We start from the raw sequence: 25661 nt of genomic DNA, 5'->3' as shown, positions 1-25661 counted from the left end.
GAGTTGGATCAAAGCAAGAACTGGTCGAACGCATCTACCAAGGGTTGGATGAAATCAATAAAACACCGGTCGTGTTTAGATGGAAGTATAAAATGAATGAAGTTCAATTATAGAACGTTAATTATGGGACGCTCTACTAGTAAATCAGGTAAATCACTTTAATCATGTCATCAGAGTTCTATCTAAAGAAATCTATCGTCCGCTCCAAGCCCTCACGGAAATCCACTTTCACCTCATACCCCAGTAGTTCCCTCGCCTTGTCTATCCCCGCCAGAGAGTGTTTCACGTCCCCTGCACGGTCTGGTTCAAAGCGTGGTTCGATGTTCTTGCCAAGAATATCGTTGATCATCTGCACCAGTTCGATCAGAGTGTATCTTTGCCCACAGGCGATGTTGATCACTTCTCCGGGCGCTTTTCTTGCAGTGCAAGCCTGGATATTTGCCCAGACGTTGTTTTCCACATAGGTGAAGTCCCGGGATTGAGATCCGTCGCCATAGATGATGGGTTCTTTGTCCTGCATGATCAGTTTGATGAATTTGGGGATCACTGCGCTGTATTGAGAAGTAGGATCCTGATTGGGTCCAAACACGTTAAAGTAGCGCAGCGAAACGGTTTCCAGACCATAGAGCTGATAAAATATCTGACAATAACGCTCCTGTGCGTATTTTGTGAGCGCGTAAGGCGACATCGGATTGATCGGCATGGTTTCGATCTTGGGTAGGTTTTCGCTGTTGCCGTAAATAGATGAGGATGATGCCAGCACCACCCTTTTCACGCCAAATTCCTTTGCCGCTTCGAGGATATTCAAGGTCCCGAGGATATTCACGTCATTGGAAGTAATCGGATCATTGATCGATCTCGGCACCGAAGGCAAGGCACCCTGGTGTAGGATGTAATCGACATCCTTGACGGCTGATCTGACAATGTGAAAGCTCCGCAAATCCCCTTCGATCATAGTTAGTTTCGGGCTTCTCTTGAGGGAAAGGATATTTTCCCTTTTCCCGGTAGCGAAGTTGTCCAAAACCCGGACTTCCTCTCCCCGAATGAGGAGCTCTTTTACAATATTAGAACCGATGAACCCGGCACCGCCGGTGATTAAGAATGTCATGTATCGTCCTTATGCTCCACGCTGAGTTATGCAGATACATAGCTCACAAAAGCGCGGAGTGATAATAATAATTTGCATGTCCAATGATATTCCCCCTGCTACAGTGCTGAATTAAATCAAGGGCTAAGTTTCTAATGTGAAAACTGTTAATAGGTAAAAGCCAGTTTATGATGCGCCACATCTAATCTAATCTAATCTAATCTCATTTCAGTTACCAGCTTCTACTCTACTAAATATCAGGATCAATCTGGACTTTCTACCTACCTTACTTACGAGTGAGTGTCTTTTTCACCTGATTCTTCACTCTCTGCATCACCAGCTCCCTCAACCACTTAGCCCATCCATCATTCCACCGTTGGGGATGTGTATTAATCATTAATTGATCTGGCAACTCCCCATTCTGAATCAAAGAAATCAGATGCTTAGTGCTATTGATATCAAGTTTAAACGAACTATCAACTTTGTCTCGAAAACTTACCTCGCGATAGTTCCACTTTCTCCCTGTATCGGTGATATAGAATAGCTTGGAATAGTCTATGTCAAAATATGGCTCACCGATGATCCCAAGTGATTTGTAATCATACTTTTGCCATAATGAGCGATTATCATACTTTGATAGAGGGCTGCCATGCATACAGATTGTTACAACTGGATAGAGTTTTCTAAGTTTGTCTAAGTTTACCCTAAAGGAGTCATAGGCTTTTTCAAAGTCGCCATTACACAAGTCCAGATCCTCATAATGATAACCGACTTCATGGCCAAGCATAATTATCTGTTTGATAATCTGCGGATTATATGATTGCCTAACTATTCTGAAAAAATACGTGGACTGAATCGCCTTATCGTGTTCGATTTGTGCGAATCTCATGGAGTTAAGTGGTGCCCTGTCCACATCATGTCTCAATATCACACTCTTGCCACTTGGTTTCATTAGATAATCATGCAATGTCCGAAAAGCATATCCGCTCTGCAGAAGGGCTTCAATAACTTCAGTATAAGTTAGTATTGTAAAATCTCTCATCATGGCTGTGTGCGCCCTTTACACTTTAATAGATTTTGGGAAACCAAGATTGTGCAAGAGCGCCTTAGGCTGCTCCGATCGGGTTGAAAAGAATGCCTTACGATTTCTAATAATGGCGCTGGATATCTCTCGCTGATAGAGTGAATCCTTGCACAAAAGAAGATAGGACGCGCTTGAATGAATTATATCACTCAATCTGTACAAAACACGCTACTCAATGTTGATCCTTTCGATCTATTCTCAATATTAGGGTAACTTACTAATAGGAGATGGAATAACACAGAAGCCCTTATAGGTTCTGAAACCTCGTTATACCTATTCTGTTTCATATCTCAACTGTATAACAATTTACAAATGCCCGATCTGTGTAGATTCGGATACCCCATTTTCTCACATAATCTCGGAAATCATCCGTTTCTCTATCTTCGACACCCTCATAATCAAGTGTTTCAACGTTTATCTGAAATTCGTTGATGAAAATAAGTGGATAAATCATCTTTATTCTTGGCTTAATTCCATGATATTGAGCAATTTTACCATATTCAATGAGCATCTCTTCCATTTTTTCAATTCTTCTCTCTGGCGGCAAAGGGTGAATCTCAGCCAAAAACTTAGCGGGGGCGCCGGCATATATCCCCTTTTTATCCAAGCTCTTTGTGACAACAGATTGTGATCCAACAACGCAATAGTCCGCAATTTCAACCCCCATAAGAATTACTGATCGATAACCTATAATAACGCCATTCCCGATACTCACTCCTGAAAACTTCATCGGATATCCATCAAGAACACTAAGCCAAAAACCGTGGGTTATGATTGCAACTTCAGGAGAGAGCCCAACATCATTACCGATATAGACCTCTTCACAAACATTGATTAGATTCGCATAGATCGAACACCTGTCTCCGACTGTTAAGCTTGCATTTGGATGTTGTCTGCCACCACCGCCAATACTTACACCCGGTCCTAAGAATAGGTGGGAGCCGAATCTTACATTATTGCCCAAAATCGTAGTGTTGCGCCCAATTGATGAGTTGTTCCCAACCGAAAAAACTCCTCTCAATTCCACATTTACATTCTCACCAAATCGAACATTACTCCCTATATTGATTTCATCCGCCAGTATTCTGACGTTTTTTTTAGCTATCTCATACTTCATATTGTTCACCACATTCTTTGTGAAAGCAGACTAATTGATAACCCAGCGAATTACCTCAAAGACTTCCGCATAATTGGTTCCAATCTGAGTGCCCCTGGTAATTGCAAGACTTCTAATAAACTCTTCAGATGCATAATTTCGATGTTTTTGCGATTTATAACAATCGAGGGCTTTGACTTTAGTCGCGAGGTGATTTTCATTGAATGATATGAAACAGTTATTAGAAAATACAACGTTGTTCCATGGTAGTTCATAGCAAAGGATAGTTGTTTTTTTAAATGCCCTTAACCCCTCAGCTGCTATTGTTTGATGATCTTGGTGTAAATCGTTTAATGAGGGCATAAATACAAGATCGGGAGAGATATCCTTATTGAGCAAAACCAAATCATCCAATATTGATTGTCTTTCAATTGCAAAGTTGCGTACTTTGTACTTAAAGAGGATCAAATTGTCTGGCTGAATACCGAGTATTTTCGTTGCTTCTCTCACCTCAGTTTCGAGAATATTGGATGGAAAACAATGAGGGACTGATTCCTCAGCAATTGAAAAAGCGCCATAAAACACCTCGCAACCATTTTCTGTTAGTTTTGCTATACTGGCTCCGCACCCAAATTCCCCATCATCAGTATGAGGAGCCAATATCAATACCCGCCTCATCTTATTCACAAAAGACATTTAAATGTACTCCTTAATGATATTTACAATTTCCAGCGCGGCGTTGCCATTCCCAAAATGAGAGTTATGGCGAGACAGATCATAGGTTGAGTTATATGTGTCTAATATTGAAGCCGTTGAAGCTTGTGCAAGTTTATTCCACCCATCCTCGACAGTTTCAACCCAGGATGTGGTTGGAAAAATTGTAATACAAGGAACTTTTAAACAGTATGCCTCTCTTTGAACCCCCCCAGAATCTGTAACAATCATCCGGGCATTCGATTCCAGAAGGATGAATTCAAAATACCCGACCGCAGGCATTAGGAGGATATTATCGGGAATGTCAAGATTATTACTATCAATGACCTTTTTAGTTCGCGGGTGAATAGGAAAAACGACTCTTTCGTCGAATTGCCCAAGCGCTGCAATAATATTCCTCAAGTTGTCATAATTATCTGTATTCTCTGCACGATGTATAGTAGCAAGGCAATACCCTCTACTAACTAGATTCAGTCTAATCAAAATATCCGAACATGATTGAGCACACTGCAATCCATACAATAGTGCATCGTACATGACATCTCCTGTGTGGAACACATTTGAAACTATCCCTTCCGATGTGAGGTTCTTTACAGCTGTCTTAGTTGGGGCAAATAAATAAGTGGATAATTTATCCGTTACGACCCGATTGATTTCTTCTTGTATCGACATATCAAAATTCCTCAAGCCAGCTTCAATGTGTGCAACAGGTATCAGCATCTTAGCAGCAATAACTGATGCCGCCAAGGTCGAATTCGTATCTCCGTACACAACTACCAAAGAGGGCTTTTCATCCTGAAGCACTTTTTCCAATTTTAGTATTATCCCCGCTGTCTGTTCGCCGTGACTTGCTGAACCAACATTTAGATTGATGTCTGGGTGGGGTATGTTCAGTTGCCTAAAAAAGACTTCCGACATATTCTGATCGTAGTGTTGACCAGTATGAACCAAAACTTCATCGTAGAAATCACGAATTACTCTTGAAACTGGTGCTGCCTTAATAAACTGAGGTCTTGCACCAACAACCGTCACGATTTTTTTCACATTTGTATCCTTTCTTTCCAGTTAATATTACTTAAATCTTCCAAAATCAAAATTCGGTTTTTTAATCTCTTCCAATGAATCTGGGTAGTTATCAATTATCCAAGCCCAGAAAGCAGTAACATCGATTTTATTTTCCAACAAACGTTGTCTTTTCAACTGCCAAGTTTCTTTATAGTTAGCCGTTTTTATAAGTTCTTCGATTTTATACAGCATCCAATCAAATTGTCGAGGTAAAAAGGCATAAGTCAACCCGTATTTTTTCTCCTCCTCCTCAAGAACAGCTACTCTCCCTACAAAGGAATTGCATCGGAAAGAAGGTACTCCAAGCATGGCAGCTTCCGTGCACATAGTTTGCCCATCACATACCAACAATTGAGAATAGTGGAGAAAATCGTGCATTTCATGAGGTTCAATCGGCATGCGATATTGTTCAAATTCAGCCTGAATTTCTGATTCCATCGTGATAAAAACCCTCCCGTATTCTGACAACATATTAACAAGTGTGTGCTTTTGTGCCACACTCATCCCGGATGCATGAATATCATGATGTGCCTTAAAAGCGCTGAATCTAAGTACAAAGTACTTTTCATTTTCTCGAATACCATACTTGCTTAGCAGATCAGAATTGGGCTTGTATACTCTTGGATGTAGATACGCAATTTCATGATACCCTGGGTAATATAGTGCGTTCTTGAGCTTCTCATAAGACAAAACATCAGGAGATAAGATAAAGTCCGCAAAGGGTGAGGCAAATTTAGCAGTCAAAGGCTGTGGCTCTTGATCATCATCATCAAAGAGCAAGGATGTAGCTTTTGTGAGCTTCGTGGCATATATTATTGAAAATGATAATCCCATTGCCACATCTATATTTCGCTCATGAATGATCGCGCGGATCTTGCGGTTAAACCCAATTTGCCGGATAAACTTATCAGCGATGTGCGATCCTTTTTCTCCAAGATCAATGTACGGTATATTGTAAGTCTTGAGAAGCTTAATGATAATAGGAACTGATTTACATGTTACCACAATCTCATGCCTTTTGATCAGGTCATGGTATAGATTACGGAAGTTATGTACATGGGCAGGATGCCCAACATCAATGAGTATATTCAATGCCGTCTCCTTAGCGATTGTAACATTTTGAATCCTGTTTTCGCCAATATATACTTGGTAGCTGAGTGGATAGACAGAAATCTGCCAACATCTACAAGAGCACCACCATATTGCAATTTGAAGTCTCTAACTCCATAGTGTGCTCCCGGTTTCCCTGCTCCCATCCAATCAAAGACACTGATTTTATTCTCGACACACCATCTTAGCAGTTGATAGTAGAAAAAGTCCACCGGACGCTTCTTTATGAATTCCGGTGATTGATCAATACCAATATACATAACATGTAGAATGCTTTTGAACTGAAATGTCATCAAGGATATGCTCATTCCTTGTCCGTCAAAGAGATTAAAAAATTTACAGTACGATTGCGTGTCGAAGTTGATACAATTATGAAAAAAATCGCTCTCAGGAATTGGAAGTCTCAGTTTAGAATATTGATTTTTTAACAATTTGTAAAATGCCCCTGAAATCTCTGTTTCATTATCCCAGCCGAAGATAAAACCGAATCGCTTTGATTTATTAATACCGTCCTTTCTTTTTCGGCTGATATCTTTCCAAAGTTGTTCTTCTTTTTCTGGTATTATCTTAAGGATATTATAATGTCCTTCCCACTGAAAACCTTCCCGCGTGCAAACATCTGTGTAATCTTTGTCCATGTAATGATTCCTAATTTCTGAAAACACTGCATTCGCTTTCATACAGCTTTGATAGTGTTTCAACAACGCTCTCAATGCTTCTGTGCAGCTGAATATAGGTGCTTGCAACATAACAGAGCGTGTTGTTATGGAAGATAAAAATCCAGACTTTATGGTTTGGAGATAGCCAGACAACAGAGCTCTTATATTGTTGTTTGCATCAACTGCAAAAAAAGCATATGCATCGTGATTGGCGGATGCTTTATATACATCATACATATATGGTAAGTGGAAGATTGTCCCATATTGGTGGTTTTCGACATACTCCTGCCACGCATTCCGGGAAACTTCTGAACTTTGAATTATCTTGAACTCTTTCATTGGCTTTGCTTTTTAACCGCCTTACTTTGTAGATCGATATTTTCGTAGTCTCGACAAAACTCGCCTAATGTCTTGAAAACTGCGTTCTTGTCAAGCAGCCGTTGGATAATCTGTAAATAGTTTTTCTTGTATCCTGGGAATTCAAAATCATTCCAACTGTTGCTATGCCAGTTTAAAACCAGAACTCCATTTGAACGATCGGTTTGTTCGACTATCCTATTCAATTCATTAATTCTATCTTTAGTTTCCATGTAGCAGGAATCCATGATCGCCAATGGAAATTCAATTACTCCCCCGTCAACGTGTTGAAATGGAGAAGATAAATCTTTGTAGTATCCGATCTTGTTTGTAAATCCAAGCGTGGAATCGTATCTAAAGCCCACAGCTTTTTGAAATCCCCAAGTATCGTCTCCCCAATTCAAATAATGCTGACGAATACCAATAACATTATGTCCGACAACGCGCTCCAGTTGCATTTTTTCCTTGCGCAAAAGATCCGCATTGTTGTATGATCGGTAGGATCCATGCAAACCTATCTCCCAACCTTGCTCCTTAAGATTCGTTATTACCTCTCCGAGCCTCTTATTGTCTATATTATAGCGACCCAGCGATAATTTCCATTCGGAGGGGCTACATAACTTGAAGGGAATGCTTTCAATCAGAAAAAAAAAGGTCGATCTCACTCCTAGTTTTTCTTCTGTTTCCATAATATCTTCAAAATTCCAATATGGTTTCTTATGCTCCTTAAGAGACTTCAACTCTAACAGCAATGAGCCAAAATCACATTTGCGTATGGAACGAATCGATCTAGTGAGGTATTGATAGGATTTACTTACTCTATCGACATCATGAGTTAACGCTACTCTTAACATTGTTTGCTTTAATCCACAAGATAATAGGGATCTGCTTTCAGGCGCTTGATTAGGTAATCAGAACAGTCTATCTCTGGAATTATGCGAACAATCATGTCGTTGATTATCAAGACCTTGATAATGCCTGCTCTGTGCAAATCTCTTTCTATTTTATCTCGGGAAAACTTCACTCTAATTTTATAATCAAGATGACAGTATTCACTCGATCTGGATATCCCATTTGAATCAATCACCCTTATTCTAACATCTCTATGTCGAATGTAGGGAAGATTACACATACTTTCAAGATAGTGAATTGTTCCAAATCTGATGTCCATTGTTCCCACATTAACGGATACAACATCATTAGAGTTGAAAAAATGGAACATCCCGCCTGCTATATAATCGTTGAAAGTATGCAGACTAAGTAATTCTGGCGTCATCAATCCTTTCAATGCGAAACTTTTAAATGGACTGAGAGTCCTCCCCTCGGCACTCTTTAAGAATAATTGCGAAAAAGTTCCGCTCTCACTCTCCGTAGCAGAAACATCAAACACGCCAGTATATAGAACCGCTGGCGTGAAGGTAGGGACAATAACTGTTTCAAATGAGTTGTTAAGAATTGTATCTACATGACTATAGGGATCCTCAGCACCAAGACTGTAGCGAACCTGTTTCAAGCCCGAAAACACTACCGCAATGTTCAAATTACAGGTTTGGAAAAAACTGCATATTCTGTCCGAATAGTCCTTGTTATATGCGTGCAATTTATACTTGATATTCGGGCGTAAGTACTTGTTTCTGATCCCATAACGCAAGTAGTTATAATACCGACGTATTATCCTCATTAGTGCCTCTATTTTTTCAGTGTGCCGTAGATCCTCAGAATCGCATCGCGAGCATTGCCTGCTGTCAAACCAAGTTTGATCAGATTCAATCTCCCTTCCTTCGATATTGAGGAATTGACTGCATTTCTCAATCCGGCAGCAATTTCATGTATATTCATGCCAACAATAAAACAGTTATCAAGCCCTTTAGTGTTTTGCTTAACGTCTCCAACATCCGTTGACACTATTGGTAAACCACATGCCATTGCCTCCTTAACTACGTTTGGAGAGCCCTCATGGAATGATGTCAAGATCATGGCATCCGCTGCTCTCATATATATATTTATCATCGAATGCGGTATCTCGTATATCGCATGAAGTACGAAATCCTCTCCCTCAAGCAACAATATTGCCTTCTCAGCAATGGCGAAATTTTTCTCTGCTCGATTCGGATTGGACACAAAAATGATGTTCTTCTTTGATTGATCGAATCCAACTTCTTTACAGGCAACATCTTTATCTATAAATGGGAATCTATCAAAATCTACACCATTGGGGATGACACAAGTCCTTTTGCGGAGCGATAGGATATTAGCCATCTCGTTGCTTTTTACAATAGTATATGACCATCTGACGTTATTAAAGAAGCGGATTAGATAGATTGAAAGTTTGTTGCGGCAATCACTGCCCATCAGGGAAACTACAATAGGTCTGAAGAAAGATAGCGCTGCGATAAATCCACAAAGGGAATAATGGGCATGGATCAAGTCAGGCTTGAAGTTCCTAATAGTTATATTGAGAGGCTTAACATTTCTAAGGTAACCAATGACCCCCTTGCCTTGTATCAAATGTATCTTGTATTCAGATAGGTGAGGCGCCAAAGTTCTTAGCTGATTTTCGAAAACATAACTCAATCTACCCTTGTTTCCGGTAACAACAAACAAAACTCTCAATTAGTCCTACCGTGTGTTAATAGGCTAAGGCAATCGGGGTTCATCTCTCTTAGATAACACCCAATCCAATCTCAAATTATAGCAGCCATTAACGGCAAAATCACCTGCCTCAAAAACCCACGAACCTTCGCGCCAGATATACCTTCCGATGATGCCATCTACCATCATTTGATATGAATCTGATTGTCCAAAGATACACTGTATCTCATTGATCAAATATTCGCTCCCACTGGTCTCAAACAGATCAATAGCAACCGAGAAAAATCCAAAACGCTCAGTTATTTGCCGGACATAATCAAGTAGATCCAAAGGTGGATTTTCGTAGCTCTTGAGTAATGTGCCAGATGCTTTTTCCCCAGTTTTCAGTTTCTTATGCGCAAAATAAGAATCTCCGATTCGAACCGCTCTCCATTCAAACTCGTGCAAAATATATTCTTGTAAAATTACAAATCCCTTCTGTTTGTCAGAAGCAATCATCTTATAAGCATTCAATCGATTTCTGAGTTGTTTGGGGTGTATCAGTTTATCCCAAAATCTGCTGAAAAGTTTCCCCTTGTTAAATTTTGGACCAGTTCGAGACCCTATTCCCGATGAAAATGCTGCTGAGATATATTTTTCCAATCCTCTTATGTCATATATAATGCGGACTCCATTTCCAGAGGCACCGATGCTCTTTTTGCCTACAATCGGAAATCCCATGCTCTTCACAGCTCGTAGTGCCTCATGCCGGCAGTAAAACACCCAGGTTTGCGGATGAGGCAGATTGTTCACAGCCGCCCAATAAGCAAAGAACTTTTTATTTTCATAGATGCGGAGTTCTTGATACGAGGGAATGGTCATCAATTCAAGTTCGTTTACAAGAATATCAGTTCTTTCTTGGTACAGAGTTCGATATAGTTCGGTTCTTCCTGAAGGCTTTAGGAGGCATAAGTCCGGATTGAATCTTTTGATCTGATCCAACCAATCATAGCGTGTAATCTCGATGATCTCAAACTCTAAGTCGTCTGGGTGTAGCATGCAAGCAGCTACCCATCCAAGGTGATCGAAAGCATCTTCGTTTTTAAGAATGGCTACTTTTTTTTTTCTCAAAACGTTCCTCGTTCATAAGAAGGTTGACAGGGTTAGTGATTGATTGCCAATCTGCCTCAATCGTAATTCCCCTGAGCAATTCGAGTTTTTCAGATAGCATATCCCTTACAAATATATCTCCGGGTCCTGTGTCAAAACAAGCCAGCCTTTTTTTGCAAAAGTCATACATCCATTTTCCAATTACAAAACTCCGAGGGTATTTTTTTCTGTCGTTGATAAAAATATATCTAATCCTATCGATCACGTATTTAATCCTTTTTGACATCATATCTGCCGCCGTATATTTACCTCTTTTCCCGTAAGGAACTTGGGATAACTGCGGTGCTAATATATGTGTAATGGCAACAAGAAACTCGGAGTGAAATAAGCGATTGTAAGCACTCTGAGTGCTGTTGACATACCACTGTTTGTATCCTGCAAGCATCTGGAGGAAATCGATATCCATGAAAGGACTGACGGGATAATCGTAGAAGTGCGACAAGATGCGGGAATCCTGTGAATGATGCGCACACCCGTAGTACAGGTATAAAAAAATGAACGAACGCTCACTATCAGAATATCCTTTGGCAAGATTCATAAAATCAAGCAGCTGATCACACACTTTCTTGACATCAACCACATCCGTGCGAATACTCAATGCTACTAATTTTTTTGTGATGAAGTGAAAAAGTTCTGATTTGCTTTTATACTTGCCTATTTCGTGAATTAAAGGATGAAGTGCCGGTGAGTTTATCCCGGGTTTTTTTATATATTCTCCGCCCATCAAACCGGTAAATATCATGTTATTATCCGGATAATACTTATGCTCTGCATCATAAGCATCATATCTGTGGGCACGTTGAATACTAACCATTGAGTTCCCTAATTCAACCAAGTTGGCGGCAGTTTTCTCCATCCAGCTTGCATCGGGATGCTCCGCAAAATACTGTGAGTGTGCAAATCCTCCGGCTTCAGCAACCTTTTTGGAGATTACCGCTTCATAAGATTCTGGATTCCCGTAAGTGAAGCCATGAACTTTAGTGCCGTGAGCCAACAAAGAGGCAAGTACCATCCGGCTGTCGTTGCCAGCGGTTATAGTAATGGAAACACCAGAGGGCTTTAAGTATTCCAGATAATTGCCGATAAGATCATTCCACTGATCTGCATAATTATTGTAGGGGTGTAGGGATATCTCTCTGTCTTTTTTTAGGAGGTCAGATACCTGCCAATAGTTGGATGCTGTTAGCAGAGTCCCATCATATTCAATGTACATCCCAGGAGTTGACGATTTTACATTTTCAAACATCGTTGCCCCATTGATAAAATGAGACAATAAGGTAAAGGTAGCGGCATTTTCCTTGTCCACCTCAAGCTCAACTCTGGCTGATATCAAATCCATGGAGTTGCTTACGATAAATGAGTTTGCTTTTTGATAAACAAAAAAATTGTTGATACTATGCCTGTCTGTAAATACCAGAAACTTGTCTTTGTGTAATATAACTACACAAAAAACACCTTTGATAAATTTTACGAAATCTCTGCCGTGCTTTTTATATAGATACTCCGCCAATTCCACTTGATTCAGGTGTTTCAAATCCTGATAATAGGCGCATCGAGGCATGATATAGCCATCAATGTACACAGTAAAGCCATTATCGCACAACTTTTCCCACACCGGAATTTCCGTATTATATTGACCGCCAATCGAATTGTTCATTGATATGTTCGATAGATGCCAAGTCTTACGCATAAAGTGTGCTCCATAATTTGATCTTAAAATTAAACGAAATTCTGTGAGTAAACATAGTTTCAGCGCACTTCAAATCATTTTCTGATACGGCGTTATCGGCCAGTTTTGAAAATCGTGCGCAGCAGATTTGTCATGGTTTTCTTCATCAAATACGGCTTGATGGAAAACAACTGCCTCAGAGGATTACGCTGATTGGAAAAAAAGTATCTGATGATTTTATAGATATTCTTCTCGTAAAAATAATAGATGCCCCAGACAATTCGGCTATCATACAAGATTCTGAATTTAGACAGATTTGGAATGTTGAAGATACCCGAGGGTGAATCGCAAACAATATAACAATTGTTATTGGTTATAGGTTTCGGACACACCGTATATCCAATCTTGGAAAAGACTATGTCAAGGATTACCGAATGGCGTGTTCTGCCGTAATCAGATTGGGATCTGACATTTTTTTTTACGATATCCGAAAAGCAGAAATTGCCAAGACTATAAAATATGTATTTCCCTCTATAGATTTCGTACGGCTGGATGGTATGTGAATGATGCCCGACTATCAAATCCGCCCCAGCAACAATCAGCATTTTGGCGGTTTGTAATAACTCCCGATCCGGATACATTGATCCTTCCATCAAACCTCCCCAGTGAGGGAAAATCACAATATGATCAACCGAAGCGCGTAAGAGGGCTATATCCTTGGTTACTTTATCCGTATTGAACCAATTGAGTTTCACCTTTGCATCAGCAGGAATTCTTGGGTTTGTGTCCATTGCTACGTAATTGAAAATGGCAATTTTGATACCTTTAGCTTCAAAGATGTAGGGAATATGCTCACGCCCATCAAGTGCTGCTCCGATATAGGCGATTTTGTTGTCCCGCAGAAACTCAATCGTCCTCTGAAATCCACTATCCAAATTGTCGTACGCGTGATTATTTGCTAACCCAACCAATCCCAATTTGAGATCACATAGATAGTTTAAGGTTTCTGGATTTGCCTTCAGGTTGTATTCTTTGAGAACATTTTCACCTTGGTTTCCCGTTGAAAAACACTCCAGATTGCCGACAACCAAATCCGCTTCCCTGAGCATGTGACCAACTGCCAGAAAAGGTTTCTCACCGCTAACATATAGATTATTGTAGTCATCATTGAGGCTTATATCGCCTAAAAACATGAGCTTTACGGATGGAGGATCAGATATCAATGTGTTTCATGCCTTATGAAAGAGCACTTTAAAGTAGAGACTGCATGTGATTAATTTCATAATGATTCGATAAAGGACATGAGTCTGGTAGAGTGAACCTGATAATGGAAATGACTAAGACCGTATTCTCTTCCCCTAAGACCTATACCTTCGGCAATTTTGGGGTTATTGAGAACAAAATTCATTGCCTCGCAAAACATACTTTCATTATAGTTGTCTACAACAAAAGCATTATCTTTGTCCCTGAAATGGAAATTAATCTCCCCAAAACCGTTCGTGATAATCGGTCTCGCGCTCGATAAATACTCGGCAATCTTTTGTGGGAAGCGGGCTTCGTCTTTCCGCTGCTCACGCAAAGGAACTAAAAGCGCCAGTGCATTTTGATAGCATGAATAAAGCTGACTATACGTAAGATCGCTTAGCACCACTATGTTGCCATATTTCTCATATTGATTCCGGAACTCTGCAATGCTACGCGGATGACCGGACAAGACCATTACAAGCTTTACATCAGGGTTGCCAAGCTCGATAAAGGAACGAGTCACAAACTCACAAGTATCTCTATAACCAATCCCCGCGCAATACAGGAAGTACTTTTGCGCTCCTAATTCCGAGATTAACGTAAGAGAGTCAGCGGTATCCACTGAAATATGATAATCGGCAAGAACCGGAAGGATCAATGTGGGTTTGTGAGTGAATCTTTTTCTAACAACATCTTCAAGATAATGGCTGATAGGAATTACACCATCGCAAAATCCATAAGATAAATGGTCAAAGAAATACGCATTTACCTTTTTGGTAAACCCTGAAGCAGTGCTGAGGTGATACTCCATGATACTGATTATGAGCTTATGTTTCAGAATTCTTGCGACAATCCAATAATAAATAACCATTAGGGCAGGAGTGTATGACATGATTAATGCGCACTTCACCGAGCGCTTACTTAGGCGGATAAGATAGACCAACTCTCTGTAATGTGCTCGTAAATACGATAAAAACTGTGTAACCCGCCCTATCTTACTCTTGTTTCCCGATAGATATAAATACTCGATCCCTTCATGAAATCCGTGTCGTTTTACCGACTGATTTTTTGAAGCCGATTTGGACAATATTACCGTGTGGTATCCCGATTCAAGTAAGGCTTTTGACATTAATGTAAGCTTGTTAACATAGGCTGACTTGTTATCGGGAAAGCCCGAACCGGATAAGAAAACTATCCTGTTTACACATCCTGTATTCATTGTCATTTGATTTCTTTTATCACTTTGCAAGGATTGCCTGCAGCAATCACATTTGCCGGAATATCCTTGGTCACTACGCTTCCTGCACCAATGATCGAGTTTTGCCCGATTGTGACGCCTTTCATGACCAGGACATTGAGGCCTATCCATACATTGTCTTCGATGTAGATCGGCAACGGATTCCCTACCCGGGAATCTTTTGAATGCCAGTCGCCATCGGTGATCACAGTATTTGCTCCGCATCTCACGTTGTCACCTAAGGTTACTCTGCTAAAGACACCTATCACGGTTCCGCTGAAACCACAGTTCTTGCCTATGCTCAGGATAGCATTATTACTGAATGTGCTGAAAATGCATTGATGATTAATCCCAATCATATTGGATAGATGACTTGAACGAAATGTGCATCCCATACCGAATTGAACTGATGAACCTGCCGCAAACCTAAAGCACGGAAGACCATAAAAGTTGCATTTAGTAATTCGTAAACCAATCAGATAGCTATACCCAAACATATAAGCGTTGGATAGCAACCGTTGGAAATAGAGGCGTAATTGCTGATGAATTGTTGACAGTCGATTTATCATTGGCGACCTGGGACTGGTTTCAACCTCTCGTAATCAGACAAGACCATCAAATTGACCAACTCCTTGAATGTAGTTTGTGATTTCCATCCCAATTCTGCTTGGGCTTTACTGCTGTCTCCAATCAGGATTTCGACTTCCGTTGGTCTGAAATATCTTGGATCGATATGCACCACCTGCTTACCGTTGGAGGTTAAAAATCCCCGTTCATCAACGCCTGTTCCATCCCAGACAAGCTCCTCTCCAAAATATCTGAATGCCTCCACTATAAACTCTCTAACCGTGTGAGTCTCACCTGTGGCAAGAATATAATCGCTAGCTATTTCTTGTTGCAGCATTCGCCACATACCTTCAACATACTCGGGTGCATATCCCCAATCACGTTTGGCATCAATATTTCCGAGGGTTAAATAATTTTGCTTCCCCAGCATGATTTTTGCCACACCCACGCTGATCTTTCTTGTGACAAATGTTTCACCACGGCGTTCGCTTTCATGATTGAAGAGTATTCCATTGCACGCATATAGATCATAAGCTTCCCGATAATTTACAACTGCCCAGTATGCATAAAGTTTTGCCACTGCATAAGGACTCCTGGGATAAAATGGTGTGGATTCCCGCTGTGGAATCTCCTGCACCTTGCCAAACAGCTCGGAAGTTGAAGCTTGGTAAAATCGGCATTTGATACCGCTTTCTTTGATTGCGTCAAGAAACCGCAAAGTTCCGATTGCATCAACCTCCGCAGTATATTCCGGAACTTCAAATGATACCTGAACATGGCTTTGCGCACCAAGGTTGTAGATTTCTACCGGTTTGATTTTTTCAATAAGACGGTTAATATTACTTGAATCAGTCAGATCACCATAGTGCAAAAACATTCTTTGGTTGTAAATTTGTGGGTTACTAAATAGATGATCTATGCGTTGAGTATTGAAGGAACTGGCTCTTCTGATGATTCCGTGGACGATGTATCCCTTATCCAGCAATAGTTCTGCCAAGTACGAGCCATCCTGCCCGGTGATGCCGGTGATCAATGCGACCTTAGCTTCCATGTTTCACTTCCCGTAATGTCTTTGTGTTGTTAATCATCCATTTATAGGTTGCGGCAATGCCATCTTCCAGCTCTATCGTATGCTTCCAGCCCATTGAATGAAGCCTGCTCACATCGAGTAGTTTACGCGGAGTGCCGTCTGGTTTACCACTGTCCCACACTATTGGACCCTCATGACCAACTGTCATTTGGATCATTTTTGCCAGATCTCTGATGGATATGTCCTCCCCGGTACCCACATTATAGATATCTTCTGGACATTCGTGCTCAAGCACAAATCTGATGGCTTTCGCCAAATCTCGTACATGCATAAATTCCCTCATTGGAGACCCTGTCCCCCAAAGCTGAACTGAGCCATCTGGTTTTGCATCATGGAACTTCCTGAGCATTGCAGGCAGCACATGGCTTGTCTGGAGATCGAAATTGTCTCCTTCTCCGTACAAATTGGTTGGCATGAGAGAGAGATAATTCAAGCCGAATTGCCGGTTCGCAGCCTGGCAGAGCTTTATCCCTCCAATCTTGGCAATGGCATACCACTCATTTGTCGGCTCCAGCGAACCCGTCAACAAAGATTCCTCTTTAATGGGCTGAGAAGCTTTTTGGGGATAAATACAGGAACTTCCCAAAAATATCAGATCCGGTACATTAAACTTCACTGCAGCATTTATCAGATTTGCTTCGATCAACAGATTATCGATAATAAAGTCATAAGGGTACCTGCTGTTCGCCAAAATACCCCCAACCCTTGCGGCTGCTACTATTACTGATTCTGGTCTATGGATTTCAAAATATCTGTTTACCAGATCCTGTCGCCTGAGATCAAAATCTGGAGGCGTGGTAAGTATATTTGTGTATCCGTTTACTGTCAATTCAGTCAAGGTAGCCCTACCTACCATACCAGAATGACCCGCCAGATATATTTTCTTCCGTTGCACAGTATCAAGGCTGACCATAGTACTCCAAATAGTTCTTATTTATAAGAAAGATTAATGTGCATGTTTTACGCAATATTGCGGGCACTTTTGGGGCTTTCGTGCGTGTATCCGTCGGTTTCGACGGGACTATTAGGGTAAAAACTATTATTTAAATAGTATGACCCGGGGACAATGAAGAAGATGGCCAGATAGAAGTGATATCCGCCCGATGCCTTGATAAAGAGCAAAGCAACATACGAAACAAAACTCAGGATATAATAGAACTTGAAATCGTCGCTAAATCGTCTTAGATAACCAAATTGAACCCAGATTAACCAAAATAGCGGAAAAGCTCCGATCAATCCAAACTGGGCGAGAAGGTTCAGCCAGTAAAGATGTGGATTGCCAGCAGTTCCCGCACCGATCAAGGGATTCTTCCAAAACTGCTCAATATTAATCATGATCCTTGAGGCTCTATGTTCTACCGTGTTGGTAGAGCCTTCCTCTGCCTCCACTATATCCAAGCCAGAAATGTAAGATGTGCCAATGTCCCTAAATTTGTTGCTCATGTCTCGATTTGGAACGACATCGGCTACGCTTAAAAACGCACCTCCGATTATCTGGTTAGGTAGTAAAACGTACACAATCACCAAGATGATAAAAACAATTATATTGGCTTTAAATCTTCTTCTCCCCAACTGAGAAAATATCAGTGCGAATACTGCGAGCAGAAAGGGAGCTACTATGACACCCTTATACACCGTGAACAAAAACAAGCCGATCAAAGCCGCCAAATACACGGACTTACGCCAATTCTCCTGAAGACTGTGTTTAAACTGGTAAAATAGAATTGGGATTAAGAATGGTAAGGATGAAAAGAATCCATAACCTCCCAATCCAAAACCCCGGTATGATCTCGCTTCTTCCCTGAAGAATCCTGCCTCAGTTCCTCGAACTGAGGCAGGATATAGAAATATTACTACCAAGCTTGTAATACACGCAAGTATGTATGCCAACCATGCAAACCTAATTACAAGACGCAAATCTTGAAGTTTCTCTGGGCGAAAATAGTGCTCCTTCATCAGGATAACTACACCAAGCGATATGGGCAGCACACTGAGGGTGCTGGTACCAACGATTTCATATCTTTCTGATACGTAATGCCCTACCGCTGCCAAAAGAAAATAGATTGCCATGTATAGATACATAATTCGCATGGATTTGGTGGTAAACGCCTTCGGGTTGTTTAACAAAATAACAATCACAACTAAGTACTGCCAGATCCGATAGTGCAATAAATTCGGACCAAACAACCTAAACTGGACGGCAACCTGGATGAATTCTGCTATGGTTAGCAAGAGAAAAACACAAACAATGATAATCTCGATATCTCGCAGTCTCATACTAAGCCCGTAAAGTCCAGCAGTTTACCAAATCCCAAAATAGCAATGATCTCTTGTCCATAAAACACAACCTATAATCAGGTTTCACACGTAGCATCAAGCGTCCCCATTATTAATCATTTTATACATTTCATTATCCGCGATCAGGTTGTTTTGGCGGTCATGTCTCATTTCGGCAGCCTTTATAGCATGAGCAGATAGCATGATTGCAATATTGTCATTATCGAATATTAGCTTGATGTAATGAGCCAACAATTCAACTTCCTCAAAGCGATAAATGAAACCGCTGATGCCATGTTCCACCATATCCATGTTACCCCCTACATCGGAAGCAACGGTGGGAACGCCGAGAATCTGAGCCTCAGCAATGGAGTTCGAGCTGTTTTCAATCGATGAGGGACAAACAAATATATGCGAGTCTAACAGTTCCATGGCTACCTGCTGTTCACTCAAAGGCCCAGTAAATTGTATATTGTTAAACAGCTTCAATTCTTTCACAAGCTTCAGTATGTATCTTTGATAGCCATTAAACTTCAGTTTATCTTTCCAACTGCTACGTTTCAACATATCCTTTCCCGCAATACGGATAATGATCTCAGGATACTCCGCTTTGAGAATTGCCGCAGCTTTGATAGCAATATGCAGACCCTTGAAGGGTGAAGTGCCTTTACTGAGAAAGATCGAATAGCGTTTCTTCTTTTCGATACTCCACTTGGGGGACTCGTAAAAAATATCCCTAAGAGTCCGGCTGCAGTAATGATATTGAACTTGTGGACTTATCGACCGAACGTGAGCCAGATCCCAGGTTGTCCTTCCACTGATTAGATCCGCTCGCAGGATACACTCTGTTTCGTATTTTCCTCGCTTGCCCATATTCCGCTTTCCAGAAAACATCGATCTCCCTGATAGTAGCTCAACCGGATTAGTAGTCATAAGGATCTCCCGGACGCTTATACCGCCAAAATAGTATCTGGCGATCACAGACACCAGTCCCTGGATAGAAACTACGTACTTGGTGTCCCTGTAAGCTCTCATGCAAGCCAGTCCAAATGGATATTCGGTTCCATTGATATGCACGATATCCGGCTGAAAACTCCTGCAAATATCGCCCCAAAATTGTTCCAGACTTTTCTGATAAGTATCCATTCTTCGTACCGGTAACAAGTAGTAATGGATATTTTCAATCTCCAATTCAATAAGATGTCTCCCTTTATAGACCGTGGCTACGGAAAGTGTAATATCATTGATTTGAGCCAGTTGCTTTGCTCGAGCAAATAGCCAACCGCCGGAGATAGGCTGAGAAATTCCCATATATCGGCAGACATCAGGAAACATGACATTAGTGATCCAAAGAATCTTCATACTCCTCCCCTTAAGGCGTTGATGTTGTTCATCTGTTGCCAACACCGATCCGGATTTTGATTGTCTGTGAGATTGAAAGAAGGTATTTGCGCATTCCAGTGCGTTCATCCCTTTCCATGCCAATTAAGTACACCATGAAAACCAACCAGATTTCCGAGGCAACCAAAGTAATAAAAAATCTGGAAGCTCCACTAACAAGCAGTTTGTTTATCGCTAAGAGAGGCAGCATGCACAGCGTGACCACCAGCATTCTTGAAAAACACCGTTTTAGATACAAGGGAACATCGTAATCCAGGATCACTCTCATCAAAATCAGGGTGGTGACAAATGTCACAAACGAAGTAATAGTAAATATAAGTGAAATAAAGTAGGGTGGTTTATTTAGCATAAACGCGATAAAGGAAATCGGTAATACCATCAGGGATGTAGCACTTGTAATAATCTGAAACCACTTGATGTTTCCGGAAGCTTGGATCAAGGCTGGTAACCCCGCTTTAGATGACTGAATCAATTCCTTGATCAACATCATTTGTATAAAAATACTAGTATAGGGAGGCACAATTGTCAGCCATACTCCCAGAATATAGTTTGTCTCCAGTAGAATCGGAAGCGCAGGAATAAGTAGTAAAAAAAAAGAGTATTTAGATGCCAACATCACAAGCTGTTCTGATCTGGGATGATCTCCCGCACTGTGGCTCTTGGTAATCTGGGGAACCACGGCATGGCTTAAACCATGAGTAAACATCCTGGCCATTGATCCCACCTGGTTGGCGACTCCGAAACTTGCATTCATAGTTGTGCCAAAAAACCGATTGATGATCAACGCTGAGCCTTGATGCTCTCCGGCTGAAGCCGCAGCTCCAAACATTATCCAGCCAGAAAAACGAATCATGCCCCGATAAACACCAAACTCTTTCTGAAATTTCCACTTAACTTCCTGATAGTATTTACGGAAACAGTATAGTACATACAAAACAGGATTTAAAAGATGCACCATAGTGACGAATATTGCATAAATCCGCAGTTTGTCGCCAGGCAAAAAATTCAGGAGTATTACCAAGCCAAGGTTGATGAACTTTGTGGAAAGTTCGATCGGCACCGTTATCGAAAACTTCTCCTTAGATATCAGTAATCCCTGGAAAGGCGTTCCCAAGATTACACATACTATATTTAACAAGGAAAAACAATATACAAAGACTGCATCAGAAAGCTTCCCCTCAGGAACATTCAGATAGTTCACAATGTAAAACAAGCCAATGCTATATGCCACCAGAACAACTACTAATGATATTACAATGTGTATCGTAAGACTTACGTTGAATATCTTGTTTACGTTGCCATCCGGTTTGCCGGTTTCATGTGCAATGTACCTGTAAGTCGTTGATACCATTACCGTATTTATAAATGCCATTAAGGTAACAATCCCGCCGACTACATTATACAGTCCATAGTCCGATACGCCAAGAGCTCTCAGAACATATCGGGACATAAAAATTCCGATGAATGTAGATACAAGCATCCGGATATAGAGGATTATGCTGTTGTTGATTATCAATCGGTTAGACATATAAATTCTGCCGGTTTATCGTCCGTTTGTTTGCGTAATCAAATTTGCATTTTTTGGGGGAGAAACTAAGTTTTCCGAACACAAGCTCTGTTTCCAATATAATACTTCAATAACGCCCATAGGGTTTTTAGGCTTTGCATAGGTCCCCGATAAAAATAACGAAACAGCATTCTATTTATGGCTGGATTCTCAAATAACTCCTCTGTATTGGACTGAAACTCAAAGCTGGTTGCATCATCAATTGCTTGTGTCACAAAGGGATTATCCCCCTGAATAATGCCGCTGCGAAGCCCAGTTCCATCATGTCCGAAATTCCTTACTTTGGATAAGGTGGGAAAGATGCAATACTGGTTGTGATTTCTCAAATACAGGTTAATAACAGCATCTGAAAACGGATCAAAATCAGCCTTAGATTGAACTTTGCCGAGCATACTTGCGATATAATGCGGTGCTATCCTATATGCGCGGATGACGTTTACCGGCTTCCTCAAATAAGCGCATAGGTCGTTAATAGTATAATTCAGCGATTGATATCTATCTCGCCATGTTCCAAAACCCCAAACTGATGCACCCTGCCAAGCATAGTAGTTTCCAGAGTACTTACTTTCAAAAGAGATTGGATAGTTGTGCCCGCAAATACCGAATATCCTTCTATCAGATTCAAACTTATCCAATCCTGCGTTCATGTATGCCAAAAAGGTCGGAGAGAAATAGTTGTCATCCTCGGAAATAATTATCCGGTCATATAGCTGTAGGACATTGTCCTGCCCATCTTTGAAGTTCTTTGCTGCGCCCATGTTGGTCGATCTTTTGAATACGGTAACTTCTTTGAATCCTTTGATATTCTCAAGATAATCCAATGTTTGATTGTACCCAGAATAGTGTTCATCCTTGGATGGATAATCCAAACCAATAAATAGATGAGTATCTTGGGCTAATTGATTCTGCTTTAAGCTCTCCACGGCTTGCTTGAAATGGTCCGACCTGTTTAGGGTTCCAATAAACACTGGTGCGGTTTTCAATTATTTGTTCCGCTTAGTTTTTCCATATTATCATCGGCATGGAAGGTGAGTACCTTCTCAATTATTACTTTCATCTGGGACTCATTATAGCGTTGATCGATGGGCAGGGCTATGAGATTATCCGTTAAATACCATTCCCATGAATCAGAGGCGGTCCACTGATAAACGTTATCCCAATACGTTGCTATGTATATTTTATCTCTGATTAACCTTTCCTTGAACCCGGTGTTTTTCAGCAACAATGGATAGATCAATGGAGCTGAATCGGCTATATCGATATTGGCAAGTTCAAGCTCATTGAGAAAGCCCAGTTCTTTGTGCAGTGTTTGGTAGTTACTTCTCCTACGCTGGCTGATCAAATTGTAATCAATACCGCCAAGAATCCTCCTCGACAACTTTGACATCAAACAAACGGCATCGCTTGAAATCAGCTTTTCGCAATCCTTAAAATCTCCATACCCATCTTCAGGCGACAAATCGATCCTTTTCAACAGATGGGAGCATCGAGCATGTGAGTGGCAATATTGCATGGACTGTATGTCAATGCCATCAATCGAACCCGGGTATAAGTATGCCCCATCCGGGACTCCAAAATACTTCCTGGGGGAATAGAAGGTTGGCACATCATTTATCGGACGGGAAAAAAAAGCCTGGGAATTATCAACTATCAGATTCGGACATACTTTTGAGATTTCCATAGCCTGCTTATCACACAAGCCAAAATAGTTTGTGTAGAGAAAAAAAGACCCCGCGTCCATGTCGTCAAATCTGATATCTGGCAAGAAATCCCGGTCAAGCTGATAAAACTCATAACTGCACCCGCTACTTATTATCGGATCTAATATCACCGAGCAGGTATAGAAAGGGATATAGATCTTTTTAATATTCCGATCAGTTAGGATCAGTCTCAAAGCATTTCGAGCGCTATTCAGCCCTATGGCATCAGGGTGAAATTGGTTCCCCTCTTGGAGCTCTAACTCAAAATACCCGCCGATGGATTGATGTATTGTTGTCACACTAAATCATATTCCTTGATTAGTTCTTTTGTTTGATCCTTTCCGCAGTTCATCAAAACATCGAGTATGGACAGATTGGGCTCAAAAGAATCATACATCTGTTTGTAGCGTATCTCTCTGGTTTTCAAGAACAACAATTCAATTCCATTAGCTTTGAATACACTCTTTGAATAAAGAGCCTGACCACCAATCGGATTGACATAAGTAGCGGCTTGTTCTTGTTTGCAGATTTCGATAATTCGGGCAGTTTTTTTATCGAGATCATGGCTTACGATATCTCCCGATTCAATCGTTTCATCAAATTTGCTTCCTAATTCCGTTTCGATAGCCGCATAGTTTCCACGATCCAATACTATCTGGGTATTTATATCCAAATGTTTGCTTACCATGATCATCGAATTGGCATTAAACTCATCCAGATGAACCAAATCACACAGCACTATTCCCCGGATCAAATCAAATGTCACAGCGTAATAATCGCATTTATTGTAATTTAGCTCGATAGTTCTCAATAGCTTTACCCGCCACCTCTGTGACGGGTCAACTTCTATATCTCTAAATGTCTTAAGAAAGCTACTTTCAATCATTGGGATATTGAAATATCGTGGTCCCTTATTTTTTTCCATTAGGCGGTTCCGATTGAACCATCCATTATTTCTAAAGTTCACACTCCCGTAAATGATGTATTTGTCCACGGCATAAACATGCTGATATGCACCCAGATAGGGAAGAAAATAAGGTTGCATTACAGCTAATTTCACAGGCTTGTCCAGATCAAAACTCTCGTTTCAGCAAGCTGATTAAATATTCCCCATATCCGCTTTTTCTGATCGGTTCGGCTAATCTAATTAGCTGCTCATCATCGATAAATCCTTTTCTGTAAGCAATCTCCTCAATGCAACTGATCTTGAATCCCTGTCTTTGTTCAATGATTTCCACAAATTGCGAAGCTTGCACAAGCGTTTCAAAGGTTCCCGTATCCAGCCAGGCAATACCCCTTCCCAATGGCAAAACACTTAGCTTACCTTGTTCGAGATAAACCCGGTTCACATCTGTGATCTCATATTCGCCTCTGGCAGAAGGTTTTATTTCTCTGGCAATGTTTAATACACTATTATCATAGAAATACAATCCCGGGACTGCATACTTCGATTTGGGATACATGGGTTTTTCTTCAATGCTGATTACCCGAAATTCTTCATCAAATTCAACTATCCCAAATCTTTCTGGATCATTGACCGGATAAGCTGTGATTATTGCGCCTGTTGGATCAGTGCATCCCATTACCTTCAATTGCAGGTCTGAACCGTAGAAGATGTTATCCCCAAGAATAAGGCACACCTTGTCTTTTCCTATAAAATCAGCACCGATTACAAATGCCTGAGCAAGTCCGTTGGGAACATGCTGCACGGCATATTCAATTCTCATCCCCAATTGGCTTCCATCCCCGAACAGTTTTTTAAAACCGGACTGGTCTTCCAAAGTGGTGATAATCAAAACGTCCTGTATTCCCGCCAACATAAGCACTGAAAGCGGATAATAGATCATCGGCTTGTCATATATTGGCATCAGTTGCTTGCTTACGGCGATCGTCAGGGGGTGAAGCCGTGTTCCTGCACCACCGGCTAAAATTATACCTTTCATAATACTTCCTCTACTTTTTTAGTTATTATTGGGGCTTGAATCTCAGTCGAAG

General features: G+C 40.9%; 24 protein-coding genes. All 24 read right to left on the bottom strand.

The genetic code is table 11. The features are described from left to right. Positions 1–178 precede the first annotated feature (178 nt). The 24 genes from Q8M98_11725 to rfbA all read right to left on the bottom strand — a co-directional run bounded on the left by Q8M98_11725 (position 179) and on the right by rfbA (position 25609). Entirely contained in the window at positions 179–1108 is a 930-nt protein-coding gene (locus Q8M98_11725) for an SDR family oxidoreductase (GenBank protein ID MDP3115420.1), read from the bottom strand. 265 nt (positions 1109–1373) lie between these two features. Next, positions 1374–2039 carry a hypothetical protein gene (locus tag Q8M98_11720; protein MDP3115419.1) on the bottom strand — a complete coding sequence of 222 codons (666 nt, stop codon included), beginning with the start codon at positions 2037–2039 and terminating at the stop codon, positions 1374–1376. 415 nt (positions 2040–2454) lie between these two features. Beyond that, entirely contained in the window at positions 2455–3288 is an 834-nt protein-coding gene (locus tag Q8M98_11715) for a hypothetical protein (protein ID MDP3115418.1), read from the bottom strand. A 30-nt stretch (positions 3289–3318) separates the two neighbouring features. Beyond that, a complete protein-coding gene (locus Q8M98_11710) occupies positions 3319–3963 on the bottom strand; it encodes a PIG-L deacetylase family protein (GenBank protein MDP3115417.1) in 645 nt (214 codons plus the stop codon). Then, entirely contained in the window at positions 3964–5025 is a 1062-nt protein-coding gene (gene wecB, locus Q8M98_11705; GenBank protein MDP3115416.1) for a UDP-N-acetylglucosamine 2-epimerase (non-hydrolyzing), read from the bottom strand. 27 nt (positions 5026–5052) lie between these two features. Next, a complete protein-coding gene (locus Q8M98_11700) occupies positions 5053–6138 on the bottom strand; it encodes a DUF354 domain-containing protein (GenBank protein ID MDP3115415.1) in 1086 nt (361 codons plus the stop codon). Next, the gene (locus Q8M98_11695; GenBank protein ID MDP3115414.1) at positions 6135–7154 is read right to left on the bottom strand and encodes a hypothetical protein; all 1020 of its coding nucleotides are present in this window, start codon (positions 7152–7154) and stop codon (positions 6135–6137) included. The genes Q8M98_11700 and Q8M98_11695 overlap by 4 nt, the downstream gene beginning before the upstream one ends. Beyond that, on the bottom strand, positions 7151–7861 hold the full coding sequence (locus Q8M98_11690; GenBank protein MDP3115413.1) for a hypothetical protein: 711 nt from the start codon (positions 7859–7861) through the stop codon (positions 7151–7153). Before Q8M98_11690 ends, Q8M98_11695 begins: the two co-directional genes overlap by 4 nt. A gap of 173 nt (positions 7862–8034) precedes the next feature. Then, a complete protein-coding gene (locus Q8M98_11685; protein ID MDP3115412.1) occupies positions 8035–8685 on the bottom strand; it encodes an AAC(3) family N-acetyltransferase in 651 nt (216 codons plus the stop codon). A gap of 176 nt (positions 8686–8861) precedes the next feature. After that, positions 8862–9785, bottom strand: coding sequence for a glycosyltransferase (locus tag Q8M98_11680; protein MDP3115411.1), 924 nt, complete (start codon positions 9783–9785; stop codon positions 8862–8864). A 24-nt stretch (positions 9786–9809) separates the two neighbouring features. Then, the gene (locus Q8M98_11675) at positions 9810–10874 is read right to left on the bottom strand and encodes a hypothetical protein (protein MDP3115410.1); all 1065 of its coding nucleotides are present in this window, start codon (positions 10872–10874) and stop codon (positions 9810–9812) included. After that, a complete protein-coding gene (locus tag Q8M98_11670) occupies positions 10846–12570 on the bottom strand; it encodes a hypothetical protein (GenBank protein MDP3115409.1) in 1725 nt (574 codons plus the stop codon). Before Q8M98_11670 ends, Q8M98_11675 begins: the two co-directional genes overlap by 29 nt. Positions 12571–12695: 125 nt before the next feature. Next, positions 12696–13805 carry a CapA family protein gene (locus tag Q8M98_11665; GenBank protein ID MDP3115408.1) on the bottom strand — a complete coding sequence of 370 codons (1110 nt, stop codon included), beginning with the start codon at positions 13803–13805 and terminating at the stop codon, positions 12696–12698. Positions 13806–13861: 56 nt separating this feature from the next. Beyond that, a complete protein-coding gene (locus Q8M98_11660; protein ID MDP3115407.1) occupies positions 13862–14638 on the bottom strand; it encodes a glycosyltransferase in 777 nt (258 codons plus the stop codon). Positions 14639–15048: 410 nt separating this feature from the next. Continuing rightward, on the bottom strand, positions 15049–15273 hold the full coding sequence (locus Q8M98_11655; protein ID MDP3115406.1) for a DapH/DapD/GlmU-related protein: 225 nt from the start codon (positions 15271–15273) through the stop codon (positions 15049–15051). Between the two features lie 356 nt (positions 15274–15629). Beyond that, on the bottom strand, positions 15630–16682 hold the full coding sequence (gene gmd, locus Q8M98_11650) for a GDP-mannose 4,6-dehydratase (GenBank protein ID MDP3115405.1): 1053 nt from the start codon (positions 16680–16682) through the stop codon (positions 15630–15632). Then, a complete protein-coding gene (locus Q8M98_11645; protein MDP3115404.1) occupies positions 16672–17634 on the bottom strand; it encodes a GDP-L-fucose synthase in 963 nt (320 codons plus the stop codon). The genes gmd and Q8M98_11645 overlap by 11 nt, the downstream gene beginning before the upstream one ends. Before the next feature lie 47 nt (positions 17635–17681). Beyond that, on the bottom strand, positions 17682–18998 hold the full coding sequence (locus Q8M98_11640; GenBank protein MDP3115403.1) for a hypothetical protein: 1317 nt from the start codon (positions 18996–18998) through the stop codon (positions 17682–17684). Between the two features lie 96 nt (positions 18999–19094). After that, on the bottom strand, positions 19095–20360 hold the full coding sequence (locus tag Q8M98_11635; protein MDP3115402.1) for a glycosyltransferase family 4 protein: 1266 nt from the start codon (positions 20358–20360) through the stop codon (positions 19095–19097). Between the two features lie 28 nt (positions 20361–20388). Continuing rightward, entirely contained in the window at positions 20389–21459 is a 1071-nt protein-coding gene (locus Q8M98_11630) for a hypothetical protein (protein MDP3115401.1), read from the bottom strand. Positions 21460–21992: 533 nt separating this feature from the next. Further along, positions 21993–22949, bottom strand: coding sequence for a hypothetical protein (locus Q8M98_11625; protein ID MDP3115400.1), 957 nt, complete (start codon positions 22947–22949; stop codon positions 21993–21995). Continuing rightward, positions 22946–23797: a hypothetical protein gene (locus Q8M98_11620; protein MDP3115399.1), complete on the bottom strand. Its 852-nt coding sequence runs from the start codon at positions 23795–23797 to the stop codon at positions 22946–22948. The genes Q8M98_11625 and Q8M98_11620 overlap by 4 nt, the downstream gene beginning before the upstream one ends. Positions 23798–23961: 164 nt before the next feature. Continuing rightward, positions 23962–24726, bottom strand: a complete 765-nt coding sequence (locus tag Q8M98_11615) for a WbqC family protein (protein MDP3115398.1) — start codon at positions 24724–24726, stop codon at positions 23962–23964. A 13-nt stretch (positions 24727–24739) separates the two neighbouring features. After that, positions 24740–25609 (bottom strand): glucose-1-phosphate thymidylyltransferase RfbA, encoded by an 870-nt coding sequence (gene rfbA, locus Q8M98_11610; GenBank protein ID MDP3115397.1) that lies wholly within the window; start codon positions 25607–25609, stop codon positions 24740–24742. Positions 25610–25661: the final 52 nt, after the last annotated feature.

The organism is Candidatus Cloacimonadaceae bacterium (genome assembly GCA_030693415.1).
Lineage (GTDB): Bacteria > Cloacimonadota > Cloacimonadia > Cloacimonadales > Cloacimonadaceae > JAUYAR01.
Note: the sequence above shows the minus strand (reverse complement) of the source record. Positions and strands in the feature narration are given on the sequence as shown.

Coding starts and splice junctions, on each gene's coding strand:
- Q8M98_11725 (MDP3115420.1), bottom strand. CDS start 1,108: ATGACATTCTTAATCACCGGCGGTGCCGGGTTCATCGGTTCTAATATT.
- Q8M98_11720 (MDP3115419.1), bottom strand. CDS start 2,039: ATGAAACCAAGTGGCAAGAGTGTGATATTGAGACATGATGTGGACAGG.
- Q8M98_11715 (MDP3115418.1), bottom strand. CDS start 3,288: ATGAAGTATGAGATAGCTAAAAAAAACGTCAGAATACTGGCGGATGAA.
- Q8M98_11710 (MDP3115417.1), bottom strand. CDS start 3,963: ATGTCTTTTGTGAATAAGATGAGGCGGGTATTGATATTGGCTCCTCAT.
- Q8M98_11695 (MDP3115414.1), bottom strand. CDS start 7,154: ATGAAAGAGTTCAAGATAATTCAAAGTTCAGAAGTTTCCCGGAATGCG.
- Q8M98_11690 (MDP3115413.1), bottom strand. CDS start 7,861: ATGGAAACAGAAGAAAAACTAGGAGTGAGATCGACCTTTTTTTTTCTG.
- Q8M98_11670 (MDP3115409.1), bottom strand. CDS start 12,570: ATGAACAATTCGATTGGCGGTCAATATAATACGGAAATTCCGGTGTGG.
- Q8M98_11660 (MDP3115407.1), bottom strand. CDS start 14,638: ATGGAGTATCACCTCAGCACTGCTTCAGGGTTTACCAAAAAGGTAAAT.
- gmd (MDP3115405.1), bottom strand. CDS start 16,682: ATGGAAGCTAAGGTCGCATTGATCACCGGCATCACCGGGCAGGATGGC.
- Q8M98_11645 (MDP3115404.1), bottom strand. CDS start 17,634: ATGGTCAGCCTTGATACTGTGCAACGGAAGAAAATATATCTGGCGGGT.
- Q8M98_11640 (MDP3115403.1), bottom strand. CDS start 18,998: ATGAGACTGCGAGATATCGAGATTATCATTGTTTGTGTTTTTCTCTTG.
- Q8M98_11635 (MDP3115402.1), bottom strand. CDS start 20,360: ATGAAGATTCTTTGGATCACTAATGTCATGTTTCCTGATGTCTGCCGA.
- rfbA (MDP3115397.1), bottom strand. CDS start 25,609: ATGAAAGGTATAATTTTAGCCGGTGGTGCAGGAACACGGCTTCACCCC.